Origin of the sequence: Marinobacterium sp. xm-m-312 (assembly GCF_013283295.1) — a bacterium.
Taxonomy (GTDB): domain Bacteria; phylum Pseudomonadota; class Gammaproteobacteria; order Pseudomonadales; family Balneatricaceae; genus Marinobacterium_E.
Genome location: NZ_WBYS01000005.1, coordinates 161,919 through 179,435 on the forward strand (window position 1 = coordinate 161,919; position 17,517 = coordinate 179,435).

The following is a 17,517-nucleotide window of genomic DNA, read 5'->3' on the forward strand; positions in this document are numbered from 1 at the left end:
CCTACATGCCTGTCATTGCACTCGTTGATGATGATCACGAGATACGCTCACTGCTCTCGGATTACTTAGAGAAAAACAGTTTCACGGTACTTGCGTTTGAGTCGGCTGAAGCGCTGCTTGAGGGCGACTACAGTGCTGCCGAGCTGTTGATTCTTGATGTCGGTTTGCCGGGCATGGATGGACTGGCTCTCTGTCGTACTCTGCGTCAGGACTCCAACTTGCCGATCATTATGCTCACCGCTGCCAGTGACGATGTGGATCGTATCCTGGGTCTTGAGTTGGGTGCAGATGATTACATGGGTAAACCCTTTAACCCTCGCGAATTGTTGGCTCGCATTAAAGCGCTGCTGCGTCGATCCGCCCCCGTCGAATCACCAACTGCTATCTCTACTCTACTGTTAGACAGGGCGAAACGAACCGTGTCAGTCAATGGTGAAGCGCTTAGTTTGACTGGGGCTGAGTTTGATCTGTTGGCGCTACTGCATGGCCATGACGGTGTCATCAGCCGTGATCAGCTCAGCATGGAGCTTAAGGGGCATGCGGCGCTTCCGCAAGATCGTTCGATTGATACCTTAGTCAGTCGACTCCGCACCAAATTGACCCCCTTCAGCGAGGATGAGACGATCAAATCCATTCGCGGCAAAGGGTACCACCTGGTTCTAAAATGATCGGTTTTTGGTCCCGCCTACGCGATCGGCTGATGCCTAAGTCGATCATTGCACGCATGTCTCTGGTGTTGATCATCGGTGTCTTAGTGGCACAGGCGGTCAGTTCTTATGTCTGGACACGCCAGATTCAACAGGCAGAACGCGAACGTCTCGTTGAGATCTCGGAAGTGATGGGCGCGCGCATAGGTCAGACGATTCAGTTCTTCTCTAAACTACCGCGTGAATATCGTCACATCGTGCTCGATCAGCTGCGCGATATGGGCGGTACGCGCTACTTTGTCTCGATTAACAGTCAAAAAATTCATCTAGAGACCTTGCCCAACACTGAGCTACAGCAGCTTGTTGGCGAGCGTGTAAAACAGAATGCAGCCCGCCAGTTAGCCTATAAATCCGAAGACTTTGCGGTTGAGTTCGTTGCGTTTTCGAATCTTCGCATTCTCTCTGATGACAACCTGATGGTGCAGCTGCCACCCAAATGGCAGCGGTTTGCCCTGTTAGATCCCGGTGATGACAGCCCCGTCGTCGTTGTGCAGCTTAAATTAAACCCGGACGAGTGGGTCTATCTGGCCACGGTATTCCCTGGTGGGGATTTCATGGGCAGTACTCTGTTTGAGTCTGAGCGGTTGGTCTCTTTATTAGCAGTGACACTGACCGTGGTTGTTTTGGTGACCCTGCTGGTGGCCGGTATTGTTCGACCCTTGCGAAGGTTAGCTCGTGAGGCGGATGCCCTAGGGCGCGGTAAAACGCCCTCCCTGATTCCGGCCGAGGGTACCCGGGAGATGCAGACAACCATTCGTGCCTTTAACCAGATGGCGCAACGGCTTGAGAAGTTTATCTCCGATCGCGAGAAGCTGTTTGCCGCAATCTCCCATGACCTGAAAACCCCGCTGACACGCGCCCGTTTGCGGGTTGAGATGATTGATGACGATAAACTGCGCGATAACCTGATTGGTGACATCGAGAACGTCGATCTGCTGGTCAAAGCGTCCTTGCAGATGATTAAAGATGGCGCCATTCACGAGAACAGCGAACAGATCGATCTGAAACAGGTGATTGAGTCAGCCCTTGCCAGTGCAGAGATCGAAGGGCTGCCCAGCTCTGCGACACTGCCCGATGAGTTTGTCTTAGAGGGTCGCCGTCTCTCGCTTGAACGCCTGTTTACTAACCTGATCGATAACGCGTTGCACTACGGGCGTGGAGTCGAGATCTTTGGCCATAAAGAGCCGGAAGACAATGAGTTGGTGGTGCAGGTGTGTGACCGAGGCCCGGGTCTCAGTGATGAGTTAAAGCAGCGAGTCTTTGAGCCCTTCTATCGCATCGATAAAGCGCCCTCATCGATTCATGTCGGTCTGGGTATGGGCATTGTTAAGTCGATTGCGCAGCTGCACGGTGCCAGTATTGAGCTGCTTGATCGTGAAGGGGGCGGTTTGATCGTTGAGCTTCGTTTTCCATTGTCACACTTTGTAACAGAACGAAACTCTGCGTAAGACTCAAGTTGTTATATTGATTGAAGAACTGAAGATCTTGATCGCCAGTTCCCAAGGTATTCTTACCTATAAACAACAATAAAGAGGTTTACTCAATGATCAAACGTACTTTAGCTGCATGCGTAGCTGCAGCAACACTATCAACTGCAGCACAAGCTGCTGACGTAGAAGTTCTTCACTACTGGACAAGTGGCGGTGAAGCGAAATCGGTTGCATACCTAAAAGAGAAACTGACTGAAGCGGGTGTGGGCTGGAAAGATTTCGCAGTTGCTGGTGGTGGCGGTGAGAACGCAATGACCGTTCTTAAGTCACGTGCAGTATCGGGTAATCCACCGACTGCAGCACAGATCAAAGGCCCATCGATCCAAGAGTGGGGTGAGCTAGGTTTCCTATCAGACATCGACAGCGTCGCTAAAGCGAACAACTGGGATGCACTTCTACCTGGTGTGGTTTCGGATGTAATGAAGCACGATGGTAAATACGTAGCGGCTCCAGTAAACGTACACCGCGTAAACTGGTTGTGGGCTAACCCAGAGATCTTCCAAAAAGCGGGCGCTACCATCCCAACCACTTGGGACGATTTCCTAGTTCAAGCTAAAAAGATCCAAGACGCTGGCTACATTGCACTAGCGCACGGTGGCCAAGCTTGGCAGGACGCGACTGTATTTGAAGCCGTTGTGCTTGGTGTTGGCGGTCCTGAGTACTACCAGAAAGCATTCGTTGAGCTAGATGCAGACGCTCTTAACAGCGCAACCACTGAAGAGGTGTTCCGCGTATTCGGTGAGATCCGCGGTCTGATCGATGAGAACTCTCCAGGTCGTGACTGGAACGTTGCGACATCAATGGTCATCAATGGTGAAGCAGCCATGCAGATCATGGGTGACTGGGCTAAGGGTGAATTCACGGTTGCGGGTAAGACACCAGGCGTTGATTACGCATGTGTTGCAGCACCAGGCACGTCAGGTTCATTCACGTTCAACGTCGACTCTTTTGCCTTCTTCGCGCAGTCTGATGCTGACGCACAGAAAGCTCAACAAGAGATGGCTAAGCAGATCCTAGGTCAGGACTTCCAGAAAGTCTTCAACCTTAACAAAGGGTCTATTCCAGCACGTCTAGGCATGGCTCGTGACGAGTTCGATAGCTGTGCACACGCGTCAATGGATGCCTTTGTATCTTCTGCACAAACTGGCGGTCTAGTACCAAGCTTCGCGCACGGTATGGCTGTCCCTGAAGCCGTTTCTGGTGCTATCTACGATACCGCTACTAACTTCTTCAACTCAGATCAGTCGGCTGCTGAGGGTAAAGCTCAGCTAATCGCTTCTATCCAAGCAGCGATGTAATCCGACCAAGAGCCCTCAACCCTGGGGGCTCTTATTTATTTTTTTAGGAGATTCACGATGAGTGTGTCAAAGGCTAAAAAGCCAATGACGCTAGAGTCCTTATTGCCAAAAATTGTGTTAGCCCCCACCACCGCGGTGATGTTGGTCTGCATGTATGGCTTTATGATTTGGACCGGAGCGCTATCTTTTACCAAGAGTCGAATGTTGCCTCAGTGGGACTTTGTCGGCTTTGATCAATACGCCAAGCTGTTTGCTAACCCGCGCTGGGATGTGGCTCTGAATAACCTGGTGGTGTTTGGCGTTCTGTTTATCGCGGTCTCGTTACTGCTGGGTCTGTTCCTAGCGATCCTTCTGGATCAAAAGATTCGTTTAGAGGGTACGCTGCGTACCATCTATCTCTACCCCATGGCTGTCTCATTTGTGGTCACCGGTACGGCCTGGAAGTGGATCCTCAACCCAGGTCTTGGTCTAGAAAAACTAGTACGTGACTTAGGTTTTGAGAACTTCGAGTTCCGCTGGTTGGTTGAACAAGACATGGCGATTTACACCATTGTGATTGCAGCGGTATGGCAGTCGAGTGGTTTTGTCATGGCAATGTTCCTTGCCGGCCTTCGTGGCGTGGACGATAGCTTAATTAAAGCGGCCGAGATCGACGGCGCGAGCAAGATGAAAGCCTACTGGTATGTGATTCTGCCTATTCTGCGTCCGGTCTTCTTCAGTGCGATCGTTATTCTCTCTCACATTGCGATTAAGAGTTTCGATTTGGTGCAAGCGTTGACTGGCGGTGGTCCGGGTTACGCGTCTGACCTACCGGCTAACTTCATGTACACCTACGCCTTTAACCGAGCGCAGATGGGTGTGGGTGCCTCCAGTGCGATGATTATGTTGATGGGTGTGTTGGCGATTATTGTGCCGTACCTCTACTCAGAACTACGAGGTGGAAAAAATGGTCGCTAATCGTTCATTTAACTTAGGCCGTCTATTTATTTATGGCTGTCTGCTCGCCTTTGCGCTGTTCTATCTAGCGCCGCTCTATGTGATGCTGACAACCTCGTTTAAGGACATCGAGGAGATTCGTAGCGGTAACCTACTGGCACTGCCCCAGGATCCAACCTTGTACGCTTGGATCAAAGCGTGGAGTAGTGCGTGTACCGGTTCCGAGTGTCAGGGGCTAGCACCTTTCTTTATGAACAGTGTGAAAATCGTGGTTCCGGCCGTCATTCTGTCGACTGTGATCGGCGCGCTGAATGGCTACGTGCTCTCGAAATGGCGTTTCCGCGGCAGCGACCTAATGTTTGGTATGTTACTGTTTGGCTGCTTCATTCCGTTTCAGGTGATTTTGCTACCGATGGCGCGTCTACTGGCTGAATTGGGCCTAGCCAACACAGTAACCGGTCTGGTTCTGGTGCATGTGATCTACGGTGTCGCGTTTACGACGCTCTTCTTCCGTAACTTCTATGTCTCTGTTCCGACTGAGTTGGTGAAAGCGGCGCAACTGGATGGCGCAAGCTTCTTCCAGATTTTCCGCCACATTTTCCTGCCAGTATCTCTACCTATCTTCACGGTCACGATCATCTGGCAGTTCACTCAGATCTGGAACGACTTCCTATTTGGCGTGGTCTACTCAGGTCCGGGTACGCAGCCGATCACAGTGGCACTGAACAACCTAGTTAATACATCGATGGGCGGTAAAGAGTACAACGTCGATATGGCGGCTGCCGTGATTGCAGCGCTTCCCACTCTACTGGTCTACATCTTTGCAGGTAAATATTTTGTACGCGGCCTGACAGCTGGCGCGGTAAAAGGATAACTATTATGGGCTCTCTATTAATCGATAACGTCACTAAATCCTTTGGTGAAACAGACATCCTAAAAGGGATCAACATCGACATTCAGGATGGTGAATTCCTCATCCTGGTGGGTCCATCAGGCTGTGGTAAGTCGACGCTGATGAATATCATTGCGGGTCTTGAAGATGCGACCAGTGGTACGCTTGAGTTGGCGGGTAAGGATGTGACTTTGGCCTCGCCAAAAGATCGCGACATTGCGATGGTTTTCCAAAGCTACGCGCTCTACCCAACAATGAACGTTGCGCGCAACATCTCCTTTGGCCTTGAGATGCGTAAAGTCCCTAAAGAGGAGCGTGATCGCATCGTCAACGAGGTGGCTAAGCTGCTTCAGATCGATCACCTACTGGATCGTAAGCCGAGCCAGCTTTCGGGTGGTCAGCGTCAACGTGTTGCCATGGGCCGTGCCCTAGCGCGTTCGCCGCGGGTTTTCCTATTCGACGAGCCTCTGTCGAACTTGGATGCTAAGTTGCGTGTAGAGATGCGTACTGAAATCAAGAAGCTGCACAAGCGTCTTGGCACGACCATTGTTTACGTGACGCACGATCAGATCGAAGCGATGACTCTGGCTGATCGTATTGCCGTTATGAAAGATGGCATCGTGCAGCAGTTGGGTACTCCGGACGAGATCTACAACAACCCAGCCAATATGTTTGTCGCAGGATTCATGGGCTCGCCGCCGATGAACTTTATTGAGGTCGACATCAAAGAGGGGCAAGCGGTTGTTGAATCTGCGGGTGAAACTCATCACCTAAAACTACCATGTGCCGAGGCCATTGCTGCAAAAGGCCTTGATCGTGTGGTGTTGGGTATTCGTCCAGAGATGATTACCGAGCCTAAGCCGGCACCTGAAGATCAGGATTGGTTGCACAGCATGAAGCTGGACTTTGATGTTGTGGAGCCTATGGGGGCTGACACCATGGCAATTGGTCAATGGAACGGCATTGATGTTCACTCACGCCTTTCTCCTAAAGCGGGCATGACGGCAGGCGCTGGTACAGAGGTGCAGGTTAATACGGCGAAAGCGGTCGCGTTTGATATCCAAACCGGTGAGCGTATCTGCTAAACCTTGCCCTATATCTGTTGGAGCTTTCTCGAAGAGGAGGCGATGAGCGTTAAAGTATCGCGACCTTTGCAAGATCGCTCCAACGGTTCGTACAGTCTCTCTAAACGCTCTTGTTGGAGCTTTCTCGAAGAGGAGGCGATGAGCGTTAAAGTATCGCGACCTTTGCAAGATCGCTCCAACAGTTCGTGCAGTCTCTCGTTAACGCTTTTTGTTGGAGCCTTATCGTAGATGAGGCGATGAACGGTAAAGTATCGCGACCTTTGCAAGATCGCTCCAACGGTTCGTACAGTCTCTCTAAACGCTCTTGTTGGAGCTTTCTCGAAGAGGAGGCGATGAGCGTTAAAGTATCGCGACCTTTGCAAGATCGCTCCAACAGTTCGTGCAGTACCTCTTCATTGCTCTTTGTTGGAGCCTTATCGCAGATGAGGCGATGAGCGTTAAAGCATCGCGCCCTTTTAAGATCGCTCCAATGGGGTAGTTAATTCGCCTCTATCTCTTTTAACGCTGTCTCTAATTGGTCGAGATTCAAAGGTTTCGGCAAAACTCGATCGGCCCCTTTCGCCAGCAGGTTGTCCGCCTCATTACCCACCGTGGCACCGGTAACTCCAATAATCGGAAGCGTTGCACCCCAGGATCTCAGCGTTTCGGTCAGTTCATAGCCATCCATTATCGGCATCATGATGTCAGTAATGATTAGGTCAAAGCTCTGCTTAGAGTAGGCGTCTAGGGCTAATTGACCGTTCTCTACATCAACCACCTCGGCACCCTCGCGTGTCAGTATGGTTTTGCCAAGCATTCTTAATGTGGCGGTATCTTCGACTAGTAGTATCTTCTTGCCTTTGATTGCATGCTCTTTTGCTGCTGCTGCTGCTGCTGCTGCTGCTTCTTCGTGTTTGGCCTGTTTGAGTGTGAAACTCAGGGTAAAGATGGCACCCCCTTCAGGGTTAGGGCTGAAGACCAAATCTCCATTAGATAAACTGCGTGCAAGTTCGCGACTGATATGCAGACCGAGACCGGTTCCGGACGCTTTAGTGTCGCCTCGTTCAAAGGCCTCAAAAAGTCGATCAACATCTTTGTCGGGAATGCCTTTGCCATTATCAATGATCTGCAATCGATATTCGGTTTCCTCTTCTGAAGCCTTATGACTTAGATCTAATGTGACCTGAGTGCCCTGACTGTGCACAATGGCATTTTTAGTCATATTAATAATGATTTGGCGAATCTGTTTTTTAAAACCAATATGATTCCCATCACTGTTGCCGCGCACCTGAATATCGACACCGTATTGATTGGCCGTGTAGTAGAGAGTGTGGCTAGCCTCTTTAATGATGCGATAGACCGAAAGTTGGGTCTCGACTCGACTCTCAGTGATTAATGATTTATCGGTGCCTACCCTCATATCATCCAGTACGTCGAGTAGGTGTTGGGACGTGGCATGTGCCTCTTCAACTCGCCGGTTTTGCCCATCTTGAAGTTGCAGCTCATTCAGTTGCATATTTAAGTCGGCAGCAGGGGTTCTTAATTCGTGTCCAATGATGGCAAACATCTTATCTTGCTGCTTTAGTGTTTTTGCAAGCGATGAGGAGGCTTGCATCGCTTGTTCTGAGGTCTCTTCAATCTGGTGAATGGCGCGCAACATAAACCGGAACATCAGTATTAAAAGAAACTGAGTCACCAATGCAAAGAGAATGGATAGCCCTGTTAGTTGATCGGTCCTATCATGTTCTGATGCCAATAAGCTTATATAGGTCTCTTCAGTAACATCATACAATTGCTGTATTTCGTCAAGGACCTCAGTTGCTTTTAAAAAGAGATCGAGATCGTAGTCTTTGGTTGGATCCCTCAACTCCATGAAACGGTATCGATCTAATCGCTCAAAATGCTCAACGATATGCTGTTCGATGATTTCAAAATCGAGTAATAATTCTGACGGGGAGCTACTTGCATTGGCCTGTTCGAAGGCTTCTATGGTGTTTCGGGTGCTGCTAAGGATCTCCGTAACTCGACCTTTTGCAATGTAAAGATTATTGCGTGAGACCAGGCCAGAATTGGATAATCCCGTTATGCCGCGAACGAAACCCATTTTTTCAATCAGATCGGGTAGGTGTACAAAGATGGTTCGGCCGGCTGTGTACGAGAGGATGTTCTCTTCCAACTGTACTCCTGAATCACGGTAGATTTGAAAAAGTTCTGTTAACAGTTGCTCAGAATAGGCACTCTTTCTTAAAAAGATCTCGTAGTACTGTCCATCGACGGAGAGAATCTGATCGATCTCGGCGGCCGGGTAATCCATCGCTTCCAGCGCTTCGACTAGGTTAAAACTGGCGCTTTCGCAGAGCTGAATGAGCTCACTAGAGGGTATGGGTTCAATTCGCGCCAGTGTGCAGAGCCCACGAAACTCCCCCAGTCTGGTGATGCTGTTGCGATAGAGCTTCTGCTGTTGCGTCGCTCGCTCATAAGCTAGATGTCTTTGGTGGTCTGAATAGAATTCTTGCAGCGTGATCCCTACCGCAAAAAAGAATAGACCTTGCATGGCGAGAATGACGACTTTCAGCCAGAGAGGGATGCGTTTAATGCTGTCGAGCATGTGGATCATTGAGAGCACTCATATTTTGTTTATCTATGCGAAGACAACACAACTTTCGCAATCAGTTAGAGCCAGCATAGACGGCTTTGTAGTAAAATCCAGTAAAGTCACAACTTTTTTATCTGTCACTAATGACAGTTTGTTTTTAGGGAACAGATATGGCGCAAAACTCCACCGTTTTTAAAATCTTTCTGCAAATTGCCGATATGGATCGCAACTACTACGTCGATCATTCGTTAACACTTGCCAGACACCCTTCAGAGACAGATGAGCGCATGATGATGCGCCTGTTAGCCTTTGTGATGAACGCGCAAGAGCGTCTGGAGTTTACCCGTGGCCTCTGTGAAGAGGATGAACCCGATCTATGGCTAAAGAGCTACGCTGATGAGATCGAACTCTGGTTAGAAGTGGGCTTGCCGAGTGAAAAGCGCTTGAAGAAGGCGTGCAACCGCTCACAAAAGACGGTTTTGATCACCTATGGCTCGGATCAGGCCTTCAACCCTTGGTGGGAAGGTGTAAAAAAGTTGGTCGCTAGCCAAAATAGTTTGATTATCTACCGCATCAACGAGGATCAAAGTGAGGCGTTAACCGCCTTGGCCGAGCGCGGTGCGCAAATCAGCGCGTCGATTACTGATGGGCAGATCTGGCTCAGTTCAGAGGCTGGCTCAGCGACCATTGATCCGCAACAGATCTACCCAGCCATTTAAAACTCGGCGGCATAAAAGCAACAGTGATTACTGCAGCTGTTGCACCAGATCGTTACAGGTCTGCAGCTCCTGCACAAAGGGTGAGTACTCAGTCGAGTTGACCACCGCTTTGATCGGCTTGTCATCATCGAATGTAATGACCAGCTCGCACTTCCCTTGGTTTGGGCTCTTATTGGGCATCATGTCTGAGTGGTAGGTCCAGACCCAAGTGTGTGGCCCCTCTTGTGCGATGGTACGCGGTTGTCCGAGCTGCATCTCGATGGTTGCTTTGTCCTTCTCAATAAGAAGGTCGCTGATCTCTTCGGTGGTTTTAAAACGAAGGTCCGGTGCTGTAGCACAAGCAGTGATGCTGAGAGACGCGAGTATAAGGGCAGTGTGTCTAAACATGGTGATCTCCTTAAGCAGTAACATTAATCACGTTTAGCCGTTTGCGGTAGGACAAAGGGCATGGACTCAGTCGGTGTTCGATTCACTCGAACCGGCCACTGATAGGCTGTTGAAAGATTGTCATCGGTTAACACGGCATCGGGCGACGCTTGGATCAGCAGTCTTCCTTTCTCAAACAGTGCAATGCTGTCCGAGAACATCGCGGCCAAGTTTAGGTCGTGCATGACGCAGATGACGCCACCGCCAGCGTTGGCATAGTCTCGGGCAAGTTGCATCACTTCGATTTGGTGGCCGATGTCCAAAGAGGAGACGGGCTCATCGAGCAGCAGCCAGTTGGCTTTACCATCGATCACAGGCTGCCAGACTTGTACCAGAATACGTGCCAGTTGAACGCGCTGTTTCTCACCGCCAGAGAGCTCTTGATAAAAACGTGATTCAAAGCCTTCTAAACCGACACGCTGGAGAGCCTGAAATGGACGTTCTGATCGGCGATCTAGGTCCGCCATCTGTACCACTTCCAACACAGTAAAGGGGAAAGCCAACTGGGTCGCTTGCGGTAGAATCGCGCGGCGTTTGGCGAGTGTCTGGTGTGAAAGGTCCGTTAGGTTTTCGCCATCAAAATGAATCTCGCCTCGGTAATCAATTTCACCTGAGAGTGCCCTTAATAGGGTGGTTTTCCCCGATCCATTCGGTCCTGCAATCGAGACCAACTGCCCCGGTTCGGCGCGAAAATCGACCTTCGACAGTACCTCGGTTTGGTGGAATCCTACGCTGAGATCCTTGGTGATAATCATGATTAGAGATCCAGCAGATTACGATTACGCAGCAGCAGGTAGAGGAAGAATGGCCCACCCAATATCGCCATGACAATGCCGATGGGTAGCTCCGCCGGTGCAATCAGTGTACGACTGAGAATGTCGGCTAACAGAAGAGCAATAGCGCCTAACAGTGCCGCGGCAGGCAGTAGATAGCGATGGTTTGGTCCTATGACCAGGCGCAGCAGGTGGGGCACGATGATGCCGACAAATCCGATCGCACCTGAAACGGCTACGGCGACCCCAACGGATAATCCAACCAGTAGGATAGCGGCTCGTTTAAGACGCTGCACCGAAACGCCTAAATGCATGGCAGCGGCTTCACCCAGCGCTAAACGGTTTAGGCCAGAAGCGAGTAACGGAGCTAACAGTAGCGAGATTAGCATCAACGGCCCAGCGACTTTCAGTGAGCTCCAACTAGCACCGGCAATGGAGCCAAGATTCCAGAAGGTTAGGTTACGCAACTGACTGTCGTTGGAGTAGTAGATCAACAATCCCGACAGTGCCGCAGCAAAGGCGCTGAGTGCTAAGCCAGCTAACAGCATCACGGCGACCGAGGTTCTGCCTTGACGCGTCGCGATCTTGTAGAGAATCAGCATACAGCCCCAGCCACCTAAGAAGGCCGCGATTGGGACCAGAAATCCACCGATACTATTTAAGAGTGAGATGGGTAACAGCCCACCTATGACAATGGCTGTCACGGCACCCAAACCTGCACCGGAGCTGACACCAATAAGACCTGGATCAGCCAAAGGGTTGCGGAACAGCCCCTGCATAATGGCACCCGAGACAGCTAAGCTAGCGCCGACCAATAGGCCCATGACTGTTCTGGGGGCGCGAATATCAAACAGGATGACCTGCTCTTGAATGCCGATGGCTTCGCCCTGCATTAACGCCCAAAGTGAGTTGGCCAGTGATGTGTTTGATGAGCCAATGGTCAGGCTGAATAGGGCAACCAGGCACAGAGCCAACATCAATAGAGAGATGGTGAACTTTGCCTGTAAAGAGCGATCGCCCGTAGCGTGCATTAGCTCTTCTTAAGGCCGTAGATGTGAAGAGTTCGACCGGTCATCTCATAGCCGTGCTCTTTCGCGATCTCTTCGATGCGAGCGTTGATGATGGGGTCGTTAAACTCTTTAACTTCACCGGTTTTAACACAGACGATGTGATCGTGGTTGTCATCCGACGCCAGCTCAAAGACTGAGTGGCCGTTCTCAAAACGGTGACGCATAACAAGACCGGCCGCTTCAAACTGAGTCAGAACACGGTAGATCGTGGCTAAACCTATCTCTTCGCCCTGAAGCATGAGGTGCTTGTAGATGTCTTCAGCACTCCAATGGTCATTCTCATTGGCATCTTCGAGTAGCTGGTAAATCTTGATGCGCGGAAGAGTCGCTTTGAGTCCCGCTTTTTTAAGTTCTTGGTTGCTTGAAGACATAGTTGTTCTCGTCAATGTTTACTGTTCAGACGCTAAGAGACATCTTAGCGGGCCTCGTTTTTAGGTTCAATTTTACCTAGGTCATCCGTGACTAAAAATCGGTGTTGTTTCAATGCTAGATAGACCGTATCACCCACGCTGGGGGCTTGAACTGCATGACAGGTCACCGCAAGTGACTGGCCATCCTCCAAGAGCACACTCAATAGAGATTGCCCACCACGAAAACGCTTGGATTCTACCTGTGCGCTAACCTCGCTCTGTTCAACAATCTCGACATCATCCGGTCGTATAAATAGCTCTTTATTGTAGGGTGCCTCACTCACCTCGGTGGTTGAGCGGCTCTGGCCAAACAGAGAGTTCACATGCTGGGTATCGACGTACTCTGCTTTTATGAACTCACCTTCGCCGATGAATTCAGCTACAAACCGGCTTTTCGGCTCGTAATAGATCGCTTCAGGCAGGCTGATCTGTTCCAGCTTGCCTTGATTCATAACCGCAACGCGATCTGCAAAAGCAAAGGCCTCTGCCTGATCGTGTGACACCATCAGCGTGGTAATTTGCTCTTGCTTTAGTAGCTCGGCAATTTCCGGAATGAGCTCATCTCGCAGTGCGGCGTCCAAGCCAGAAAAGGGCTCATCGAGTAGCAGTAGATCGGGTTTGGGTGCCAGTGCTCTCGCTAAGGCGACACGTTGCTGTTGTCCACCTGATAGCTCATGTGGGTAACGACCGCCCATGCCTTGTAGGCCGATCATTGTAAGTAACTGCTCACTTCGGGCTTTAGCCTGTTGGCTTGACCACTCAAACAGTCCGAACTCAATGTTTTCCCTGACGCTAAGATGGGGAAACAGAGCGATGTCCTGAAACACCATACCGATGTTGCGCTGTTCCGGCGGGAGTTGAGACTTTCCATCATCCAGACGTTTTGTGCCCAGCATGATGCTGCCGCTAGAGAGCCCGTGAAATCCTGCAATGCAACGCAGTAGCGAAGATTTGCCACAGCCACTGGGCCCCAACAGGCAGATGAGTTCGCCCTGTTGAATGTTCAGTGTGACCCCATTCACAACCGACAGATCAGCATACCCGGCATAAGCATTCTCAATACTTAGGTGTGTAGATGTCGGTATGTTTGACTCAATACTCATAGAGTTCCTTAGTGCTTGTGGCGGCTTATGGCACGATTCAACAACAAAACTGGGACTAGCCCAACGGCAACGATCATTAATGAGGGTGGTGCCGCCTCGATAAGCTGTTCATCCGAAGCCAGCTCAAAGGCGCGAACGGCCAGGGTGTTAAAGTCGAACGGGCGCAGCATTAACGTAGCCGGCAGCTCTTTGAGGACGTCAACAAAGACCACCAGTAGTGCAGTTAGAAGACTGCTCTTCATTAAGGGCGCATGGATTTGTCGCAACACTTGAAAGGGGGATCGTCCCATCCCTTTGGCCGCTTCATCCAGGCTAGGGCTAATTTGCCCCAAGCCAGACTGCACACTGCCAAGCGCGACGGCTAAAAAGCGCACGGTGTAGGCGATCAACAGGGCAAACAGAGTGCCACTGAAGATCAACCCGCTCATACCTAAGCCGAAGCGTTCGGAGAGAGCAAGCAGACTCTGATCCACAAACACTAAAGGTGCTAAGACCCCAATGGCAATAATGGTACCCGGCAGTGCGTAGCCCAGTGCGGCGAACTGTGTGGCCTGTTTCACCAATGAGCCACTGTTAAAGCGTTGGGTGTACGCCAGCAGCGTGGCCAGAACAAGGGCGATTAGCGCTGCAAGACCTGCCAAATAGAAAGAGTTCCAAGAGAGGCTGAGGAAGTCACTCCAGGGCATTTGCGCATCAAACACCGACCAAGAGAGCAGTTGACCGGCCGGCAACAAGAAGCCAAAGAAAAACGGAATGAAACAAGCCAGAGCCGCCAGCCAAGCGCGTCCACCCTTAAGCTGAATTCGGCTAGCCATCGCTCGAGATCCTGCTCGGACGTTGTAGCTCAGTTTGCGTCGTGAATAGCGCTCGACAAAGATCAATGTCGCCACGAACACTAGCAACAGACTGGCTAACTGTGCCGCACCATTGGCATCACCAAAGCCATAGAAGGTTCTAAAGATACCTGTTGAGAAGGTCGGAATGCCAAAGTATTGCACCGTACCGTAATCGGCCAATGTCTCCATTAGGGCTAGGCTGACACCGGCAATGATGGCGGGTCTTGCCATAGGAATGGCGACTTTTAGAAAGGCCCTGAAGGGTGAGTAACCAAGATTGCGAGAGGCTTCAAAGCTAACGGCTGACTGCTCAAGGAAGGTCGCGCGAGCCATCAGGTAGACGTAGGGATAGAGCACCAGCACCAACATAGCAATGGCACCGCTATGCGATCGAATCTCCCAGAACCAGTAGTCACCATAGCCCCAACCGGTCAGTTCGCGCAGCAGGGTTTGTACTGGGCCGGCAAAGTCGAGCATACCGGTATAGGTATAGGCGATGACATAGGCGGGCATGGCTAAAGGCAGTAGCATTCCCCAATCGAGCCAACGACGACCGGGGAAGTCACACATCGCTGCCAACCAGGCAGCCGGTGCTCCCATAATGACGGTGCCGATACCGACACCGGCCATCAGGATTAATGAGTTGAGAACGTAGTCGGCGAGGACGGTATCAAGAAGGTGAGAGAAAGCCTCAGATCCAGCAAATAGGGACTGACTAACAACGGTTAGAATGGGAAGGGCAACCAGACCGGCGATCGATAAGGCTACCCAATTTGCACGGATACTATTGATAGTTAACTCTCATCTGTTTTACTTCCAGCCAGCACGATCCATAAGGCGAAGCGCTTCTTGGTTCAGTTCGCCAAGCTTAGACAGTGCAACGTCATCGCTCTTAGCTGTGCCAAAGGCTTTTAGTACATTGGATGGCTCAACGCCGGCTACGACAGGGTACTCATTGTTGACTTCAGCGTACCACTCTTGTGCTTCCTGGCTCACCATGTACTCAAGTAGGGCAACTGTTTCGTCACGATTCTTAGATGACGCCGTCAATGCAGCACCACTGATGTTGAAATGGGTACCGCGATCGTTCTGATTGGGCCAGAACACCGCTAGCTGATCAGCAACCGCTTTGTCACTCGCTTTATCAGAGCGAACCAAACGCGCTAAGTAGTAGGTGTTGGCAATAGCGATGTCACAGACACCCGCGGCTGCCGCTTTTAGTTGGTCAGTATCACCGCCAGCCGGTGGGCGAGCAAAATTAGCCACTAGACCTTCAACCCAAGCTTCTGTTGCTTCGACACCGTTAGCAGCAATCGCAGAGGCAATCAGTGACTGGTTGTAGACATTGCTTGAGGAGCGAATACAGATACGACCTTTCCACTGCTCATCGGTTAGTGCTTCGTAGGTACTGAGTTGTTCTGGATTAACTCGATCTTTGGCATAGATGATTGGGCGAGCACGACTGGTCATACCAAACCAGTGGTTGTCACTGTCGCGCAGGTTGGCAGGAATCGCCTCGTTCAATGCAGTGGATTCAACCGGCTGAGTTAGACCCATCTCTTTCGCGCGGTGAAGACGTGCAACGTCTGCAGTGATAAGAAGATCCGCAGGGGAGGCGCCACCTTCCATCTTCAAACGGCTTAACAGTGCATCATCTTTACCGGTGAGCAGGCGTACTTCGATACCTGTCTTCTCGGTAAACTGATTCAGTAATGGTTGAATCAGGGCCTCTTTACGTGATGAATAGAGGTTAATGTCAGCGACAGCAGTGGTAGTAAAGCAGAGTGCTGCTACAGCGCTAATACGACGAATCCACATGTTTGTTTCTCCTTGAAGGTACGAATTATAAACCGGCCTTACTCATTCCTTAAATAAGAGCCTTAGAACATTTGAGAATCATTACTACTAATTTATTGAAGTAATGATGCGATTCTACATGAGAATCATTTGCATTTGCAATAAGGTTTTGCAAATAGATTTTGACATCGTCCCGCTCTTTAGTAGGCTGTCCCTTGTCGTTAAATCATAAGAGTCATGGCAATGAGCGTTGTTCAGTTTCACGAATACCCCACCCAAGATGGTTATAAGCTGTTAGAGATCTCCCTGAATGCTGAGAAGTCCCTCAATGCGTTGACGTTGGAGATGATTCAGCTGATCGAGCCTCGTCTGGACCAGGCGGCAAAGGATGACTGCATCAAAGCGGTGCTATTAACTAGCGTCGGAGAAAAGGCATTTTGTGCCGGCGGGGATGTGGTTAGACTCTACCGCTCGATTACCTCAGGCGATAACCCCAACTTCCCGACCGAATACTTCACACACGAGTACCGTCTGGACTACCGCATTCACACCTTCCCTAAACCGATCATCTGTTGGGGCAGTGGCATAGTGATGGGCGGTGGTATGGGGCTGATGAATGGCTGCAGCCACCGTATCGTGACAGAGACGTCACACATGGCGATGCCAGAGGTGACGATTGGGCTCTTCCCCGATGTTGGTGGTTCATTCTTTCTGAACAGGATGCCGGGTCGTACAGGACTCTTCTTGGGTTTAACGGGTAACCCTATCTTCGCGGCGGATGCGTTGTTCTTAGGGTTAGCGGATCGCTTTATTGAATCGGCGCGATACACTGAGATGGTGACTGGCCTCCAATCAGCCGAATGGCACTGTGATAGTGTTCAGACGGTCAACCAGACGCTTCGCCAGTTAGAGCAGCAGTCGCAAGCGGCGTTTCGACAAGAGTCACCGATTCAAGATCACTATGATTTCATTCAATCGGTGACTGATCAGGATGACTTAACTCAGTTGATGCAAGCAATGGCCAACATTGAGAGTGACGATCCATGGATTCAACGATCACAAAAGGCGATCACTCACGGGTCGCCTCTGTCGGTTCATTTAATTGCTGAGCAGTTGAAACGCACTCGTCATCTCTCTTTAAAAGAGGTGTTTATGTCCGAACTGGTACTGGCCGTTCAGTGCTGCCAACACCCTGAATTTCCTGAGGGCGTTCGAGCACTGTTGGTCGATAAGGATCGCAGTCCAAACTGGATGTTCAAGTCGGTTGATACTGTGGAGTCAGCCGTTGTTGAAGCGTTCTTTGAAGCGCCATGGCCGGTGAATCCGCTGGCTGATCTTTAAGACTCACAGACGATAGGGTATCAATGCAGGATAATATGCTGGTTATCTTGCATTGAACT

General features: G+C 50.6%; 16 protein-coding genes. 8 read left to right on the forward strand and 8 right to left on the reverse strand.

From position 1 onward, the window contains the following. Positions 1–5 precede the first annotated feature (5 nt). The 6 genes from XMM312_RS07810 (at position 6) to XMM312_RS07835 (ending at position 6,408) form a co-directional block, all read left to right on the forward strand. Positions 6–668: a response regulator transcription factor gene (locus XMM312_RS07810; RefSeq protein ID WP_173484461.1), complete on the forward strand. Its 663-nt coding sequence runs from the start codon at positions 6–8 to the stop codon at positions 666–668. Then, complete coding sequence (locus XMM312_RS07815) at positions 665–2,155, forward strand: ATP-binding protein (protein ID WP_217363795.1); 1,491 nt, start codon at positions 665–667, stop codon at positions 2,153–2,155. Before XMM312_RS07810 ends, XMM312_RS07815 begins: the two co-directional genes overlap by 4 nt. A 95-nt stretch (positions 2,156–2,250) precedes the next feature. Then, positions 2,251–3,495, forward strand: coding sequence for an ABC transporter substrate-binding protein (locus tag XMM312_RS07820; RefSeq protein ID WP_173480157.1), 1,245 nt, complete (start codon positions 2,251–2,253; stop codon positions 3,493–3,495). A gap of 57 nt (positions 3,496–3,552) precedes the next feature. Beyond that, a complete protein-coding gene (locus XMM312_RS07825) occupies positions 3,553–4,452 on the forward strand; it encodes a carbohydrate ABC transporter permease (RefSeq protein WP_173480158.1) in 900 nt (299 codons plus the stop codon). Then, positions 4,442–5,305, forward strand: a complete 864-nt coding sequence (locus tag XMM312_RS07830; RefSeq protein ID WP_173480159.1) for a carbohydrate ABC transporter permease — start codon at positions 4,442–4,444, stop codon at positions 5,303–5,305. The genes XMM312_RS07825 and XMM312_RS07830 overlap by 11 nt, the downstream gene beginning before the upstream one ends. 5 nt (positions 5,306–5,310) lie before the next feature. After that, the gene (locus XMM312_RS07835; RefSeq protein ID WP_173480160.1) at positions 5,311–6,408 is read left to right on the forward strand and encodes an ABC transporter ATP-binding protein; all 1,098 of its coding nucleotides are present in this window, start codon (positions 5,311–5,313) and stop codon (positions 6,406–6,408) included. Positions 6,409–6,886: 478 nt separating this feature from the next. Here XMM312_RS07835 and XMM312_RS07840 read toward each other — a convergent pair whose 3' ends face one another. After that, a complete protein-coding gene (locus XMM312_RS07840; RefSeq protein WP_173489019.1) occupies positions 6,887–9,004 on the reverse strand; it encodes a hybrid sensor histidine kinase/response regulator in 2,118 nt (705 codons plus the stop codon). Positions 9,005–9,153: 149 nt separating this feature from the next. Between XMM312_RS07840 and XMM312_RS07845 the strand changes: the two genes are divergently transcribed. After that, positions 9,154–9,702, forward strand: coding sequence for a YaeQ family protein (locus tag XMM312_RS07845; protein WP_173489020.1), 549 nt, complete (start codon positions 9,154–9,156; stop codon positions 9,700–9,702). A gap of 27 nt (positions 9,703–9,729) precedes the next feature. Here XMM312_RS07845 and XMM312_RS07850 read toward each other — a convergent pair whose 3' ends face one another. From XMM312_RS07850 to XMM312_RS07880, 7 genes are all read right to left on the reverse strand, one after another. Then, positions 9,730–10,089 (reverse strand): outer membrane protein assembly factor BamE, encoded by a 360-nt coding sequence (locus tag XMM312_RS07850; protein ID WP_173489021.1) that lies wholly within the window; start codon positions 10,087–10,089, stop codon positions 9,730–9,732. 23 nt (positions 10,090–10,112) lie between these two features. Then, a complete protein-coding gene (locus XMM312_RS07855) occupies positions 10,113–10,883 on the reverse strand; it encodes a heme ABC transporter ATP-binding protein (RefSeq protein ID WP_173489022.1) in 771 nt (256 codons plus the stop codon). Between the two features lie 2 nt (positions 10,884–10,885). Beyond that, a complete protein-coding gene (locus tag XMM312_RS07860; protein ID WP_173489023.1) occupies positions 10,886–11,932 on the reverse strand; it encodes an iron ABC transporter permease in 1,047 nt (348 codons plus the stop codon). After that, the gene (gene fur / locus XMM312_RS07865) at positions 11,932–12,342 is read right to left on the reverse strand and encodes a ferric iron uptake transcriptional regulator (protein WP_173480167.1); all 411 of its coding nucleotides are present in this window, start codon (positions 12,340–12,342) and stop codon (positions 11,932–11,934) included. Before fur ends, XMM312_RS07860 begins: the two co-directional genes overlap by 1 nt. A 44-nt stretch (positions 12,343–12,386) precedes the next feature. Beyond that, positions 12,387–13,484 (reverse strand): ABC transporter ATP-binding protein, encoded by a 1,098-nt coding sequence (locus XMM312_RS07870; RefSeq protein ID WP_173489024.1) that lies wholly within the window; start codon positions 13,482–13,484, stop codon positions 12,387–12,389. Between the two features lie 8 nt (positions 13,485–13,492). Continuing rightward, positions 13,493–14,950, reverse strand: a complete 1,458-nt coding sequence (locus XMM312_RS07875) for an ABC transporter permease (protein ID WP_371731490.1) — start codon at positions 14,948–14,950, stop codon at positions 13,493–13,495. A gap of 180 nt (positions 14,951–15,130) precedes the next feature. After that, on the reverse strand, positions 15,131–16,138 hold the full coding sequence (locus XMM312_RS07880; RefSeq protein ID WP_173480169.1) for a Fe(3+) ABC transporter substrate-binding protein: 1,008 nt from the start codon (positions 16,136–16,138) through the stop codon (positions 15,131–15,133). Between the two features lie 222 nt (positions 16,139–16,360). Between XMM312_RS07880 and XMM312_RS07885 the strand changes: the two genes are divergently transcribed. Next, entirely contained in the window at positions 16,361–17,458 is a 1,098-nt protein-coding gene (locus XMM312_RS07885; protein WP_173480170.1) for an enoyl-CoA hydratase/isomerase family protein, read from the forward strand. Positions 17,459–17,517: the final 59 nt, after the last annotated feature.

What these genes read in the sequence shown, in the direction of transcription:
- XMM312_RS07875 (WP_371731490.1), bottom strand. Translation starts at nt 14,950, where the DNA reads ATGGCCGGTGTCGGTATCGGCACCGTCATTATGGGAGCACCGGCTGCC.
- XMM312_RS07835 (WP_173480160.1), top strand. Translation starts at nt 5,311, where the DNA reads ATGGGCTCTCTATTAATCGATAACGTCACTAAATCCTTTGGTGAAACA.
- XMM312_RS07885 (WP_173480170.1), top strand. Translation starts at nt 16,361, where the DNA reads ATGAGCGTTGTTCAGTTTCACGAATACCCCACCCAAGATGGTTATAAG.
- XMM312_RS07845 (WP_173489020.1), top strand. Translation starts at nt 9,154, where the DNA reads ATGGCGCAAAACTCCACCGTTTTTAAAATCTTTCTGCAAATTGCCGAT.
- XMM312_RS07830 (WP_173480159.1), top strand. Translation starts at nt 4,442, where the DNA reads ATGGTCGCTAATCGTTCATTTAACTTAGGCCGTCTATTTATTTATGGC.
- XMM312_RS07820 (WP_173480157.1), top strand. Translation starts at nt 2,251, where the DNA reads ATGATCAAACGTACTTTAGCTGCATGCGTAGCTGCAGCAACACTATCA.
- XMM312_RS07815 (WP_217363795.1), top strand. Translation starts at nt 665, where the DNA reads ATGATCGGTTTTTGGTCCCGCCTACGCGATCGGCTGATGCCTAAGTCG.
- XMM312_RS07855 (WP_173489022.1), bottom strand. Translation starts at nt 10,883, where the DNA reads ATGATTATCACCAAGGATCTCAGCGTAGGATTCCACCAAACCGAGGTA.
- XMM312_RS07880 (WP_173480169.1), bottom strand. Translation starts at nt 16,138, where the DNA reads ATGTGGATTCGTCGTATTAGCGCTGTAGCAGCACTCTGCTTTACTACC.
- XMM312_RS07860 (WP_173489023.1), bottom strand. Translation starts at nt 11,932, where the DNA reads ATGCACGCTACGGGCGATCGCTCTTTACAGGCAAAGTTCACCATCTCT.
- XMM312_RS07870 (WP_173489024.1), bottom strand. Translation starts at nt 13,484, where the DNA reads ATGAGTATTGAGTCAAACATACCGACATCTACACACCTAAGTATTGAG.
- XMM312_RS07810 (WP_173484461.1), top strand. Translation starts at nt 6, where the DNA reads ATGCCTGTCATTGCACTCGTTGATGATGATCACGAGATACGCTCACTG.
- XMM312_RS07850 (WP_173489021.1), bottom strand. Translation starts at nt 10,089, where the DNA reads ATGTTTAGACACACTGCCCTTATACTCGCGTCTCTCAGCATCACTGCT.
- XMM312_RS07825 (WP_173480158.1), top strand. Translation starts at nt 3,553, where the DNA reads ATGAGTGTGTCAAAGGCTAAAAAGCCAATGACGCTAGAGTCCTTATTG.
- fur (WP_173480167.1), bottom strand. Translation starts at nt 12,342, where the DNA reads ATGTCTTCAAGCAACCAAGAACTTAAAAAAGCGGGACTCAAAGCGACT.
- XMM312_RS07840 (WP_173489019.1), bottom strand. Translation starts at nt 9,004, where the DNA reads ATGATCCACATGCTCGACAGCATTAAACGCATCCCTCTCTGGCTGAAA.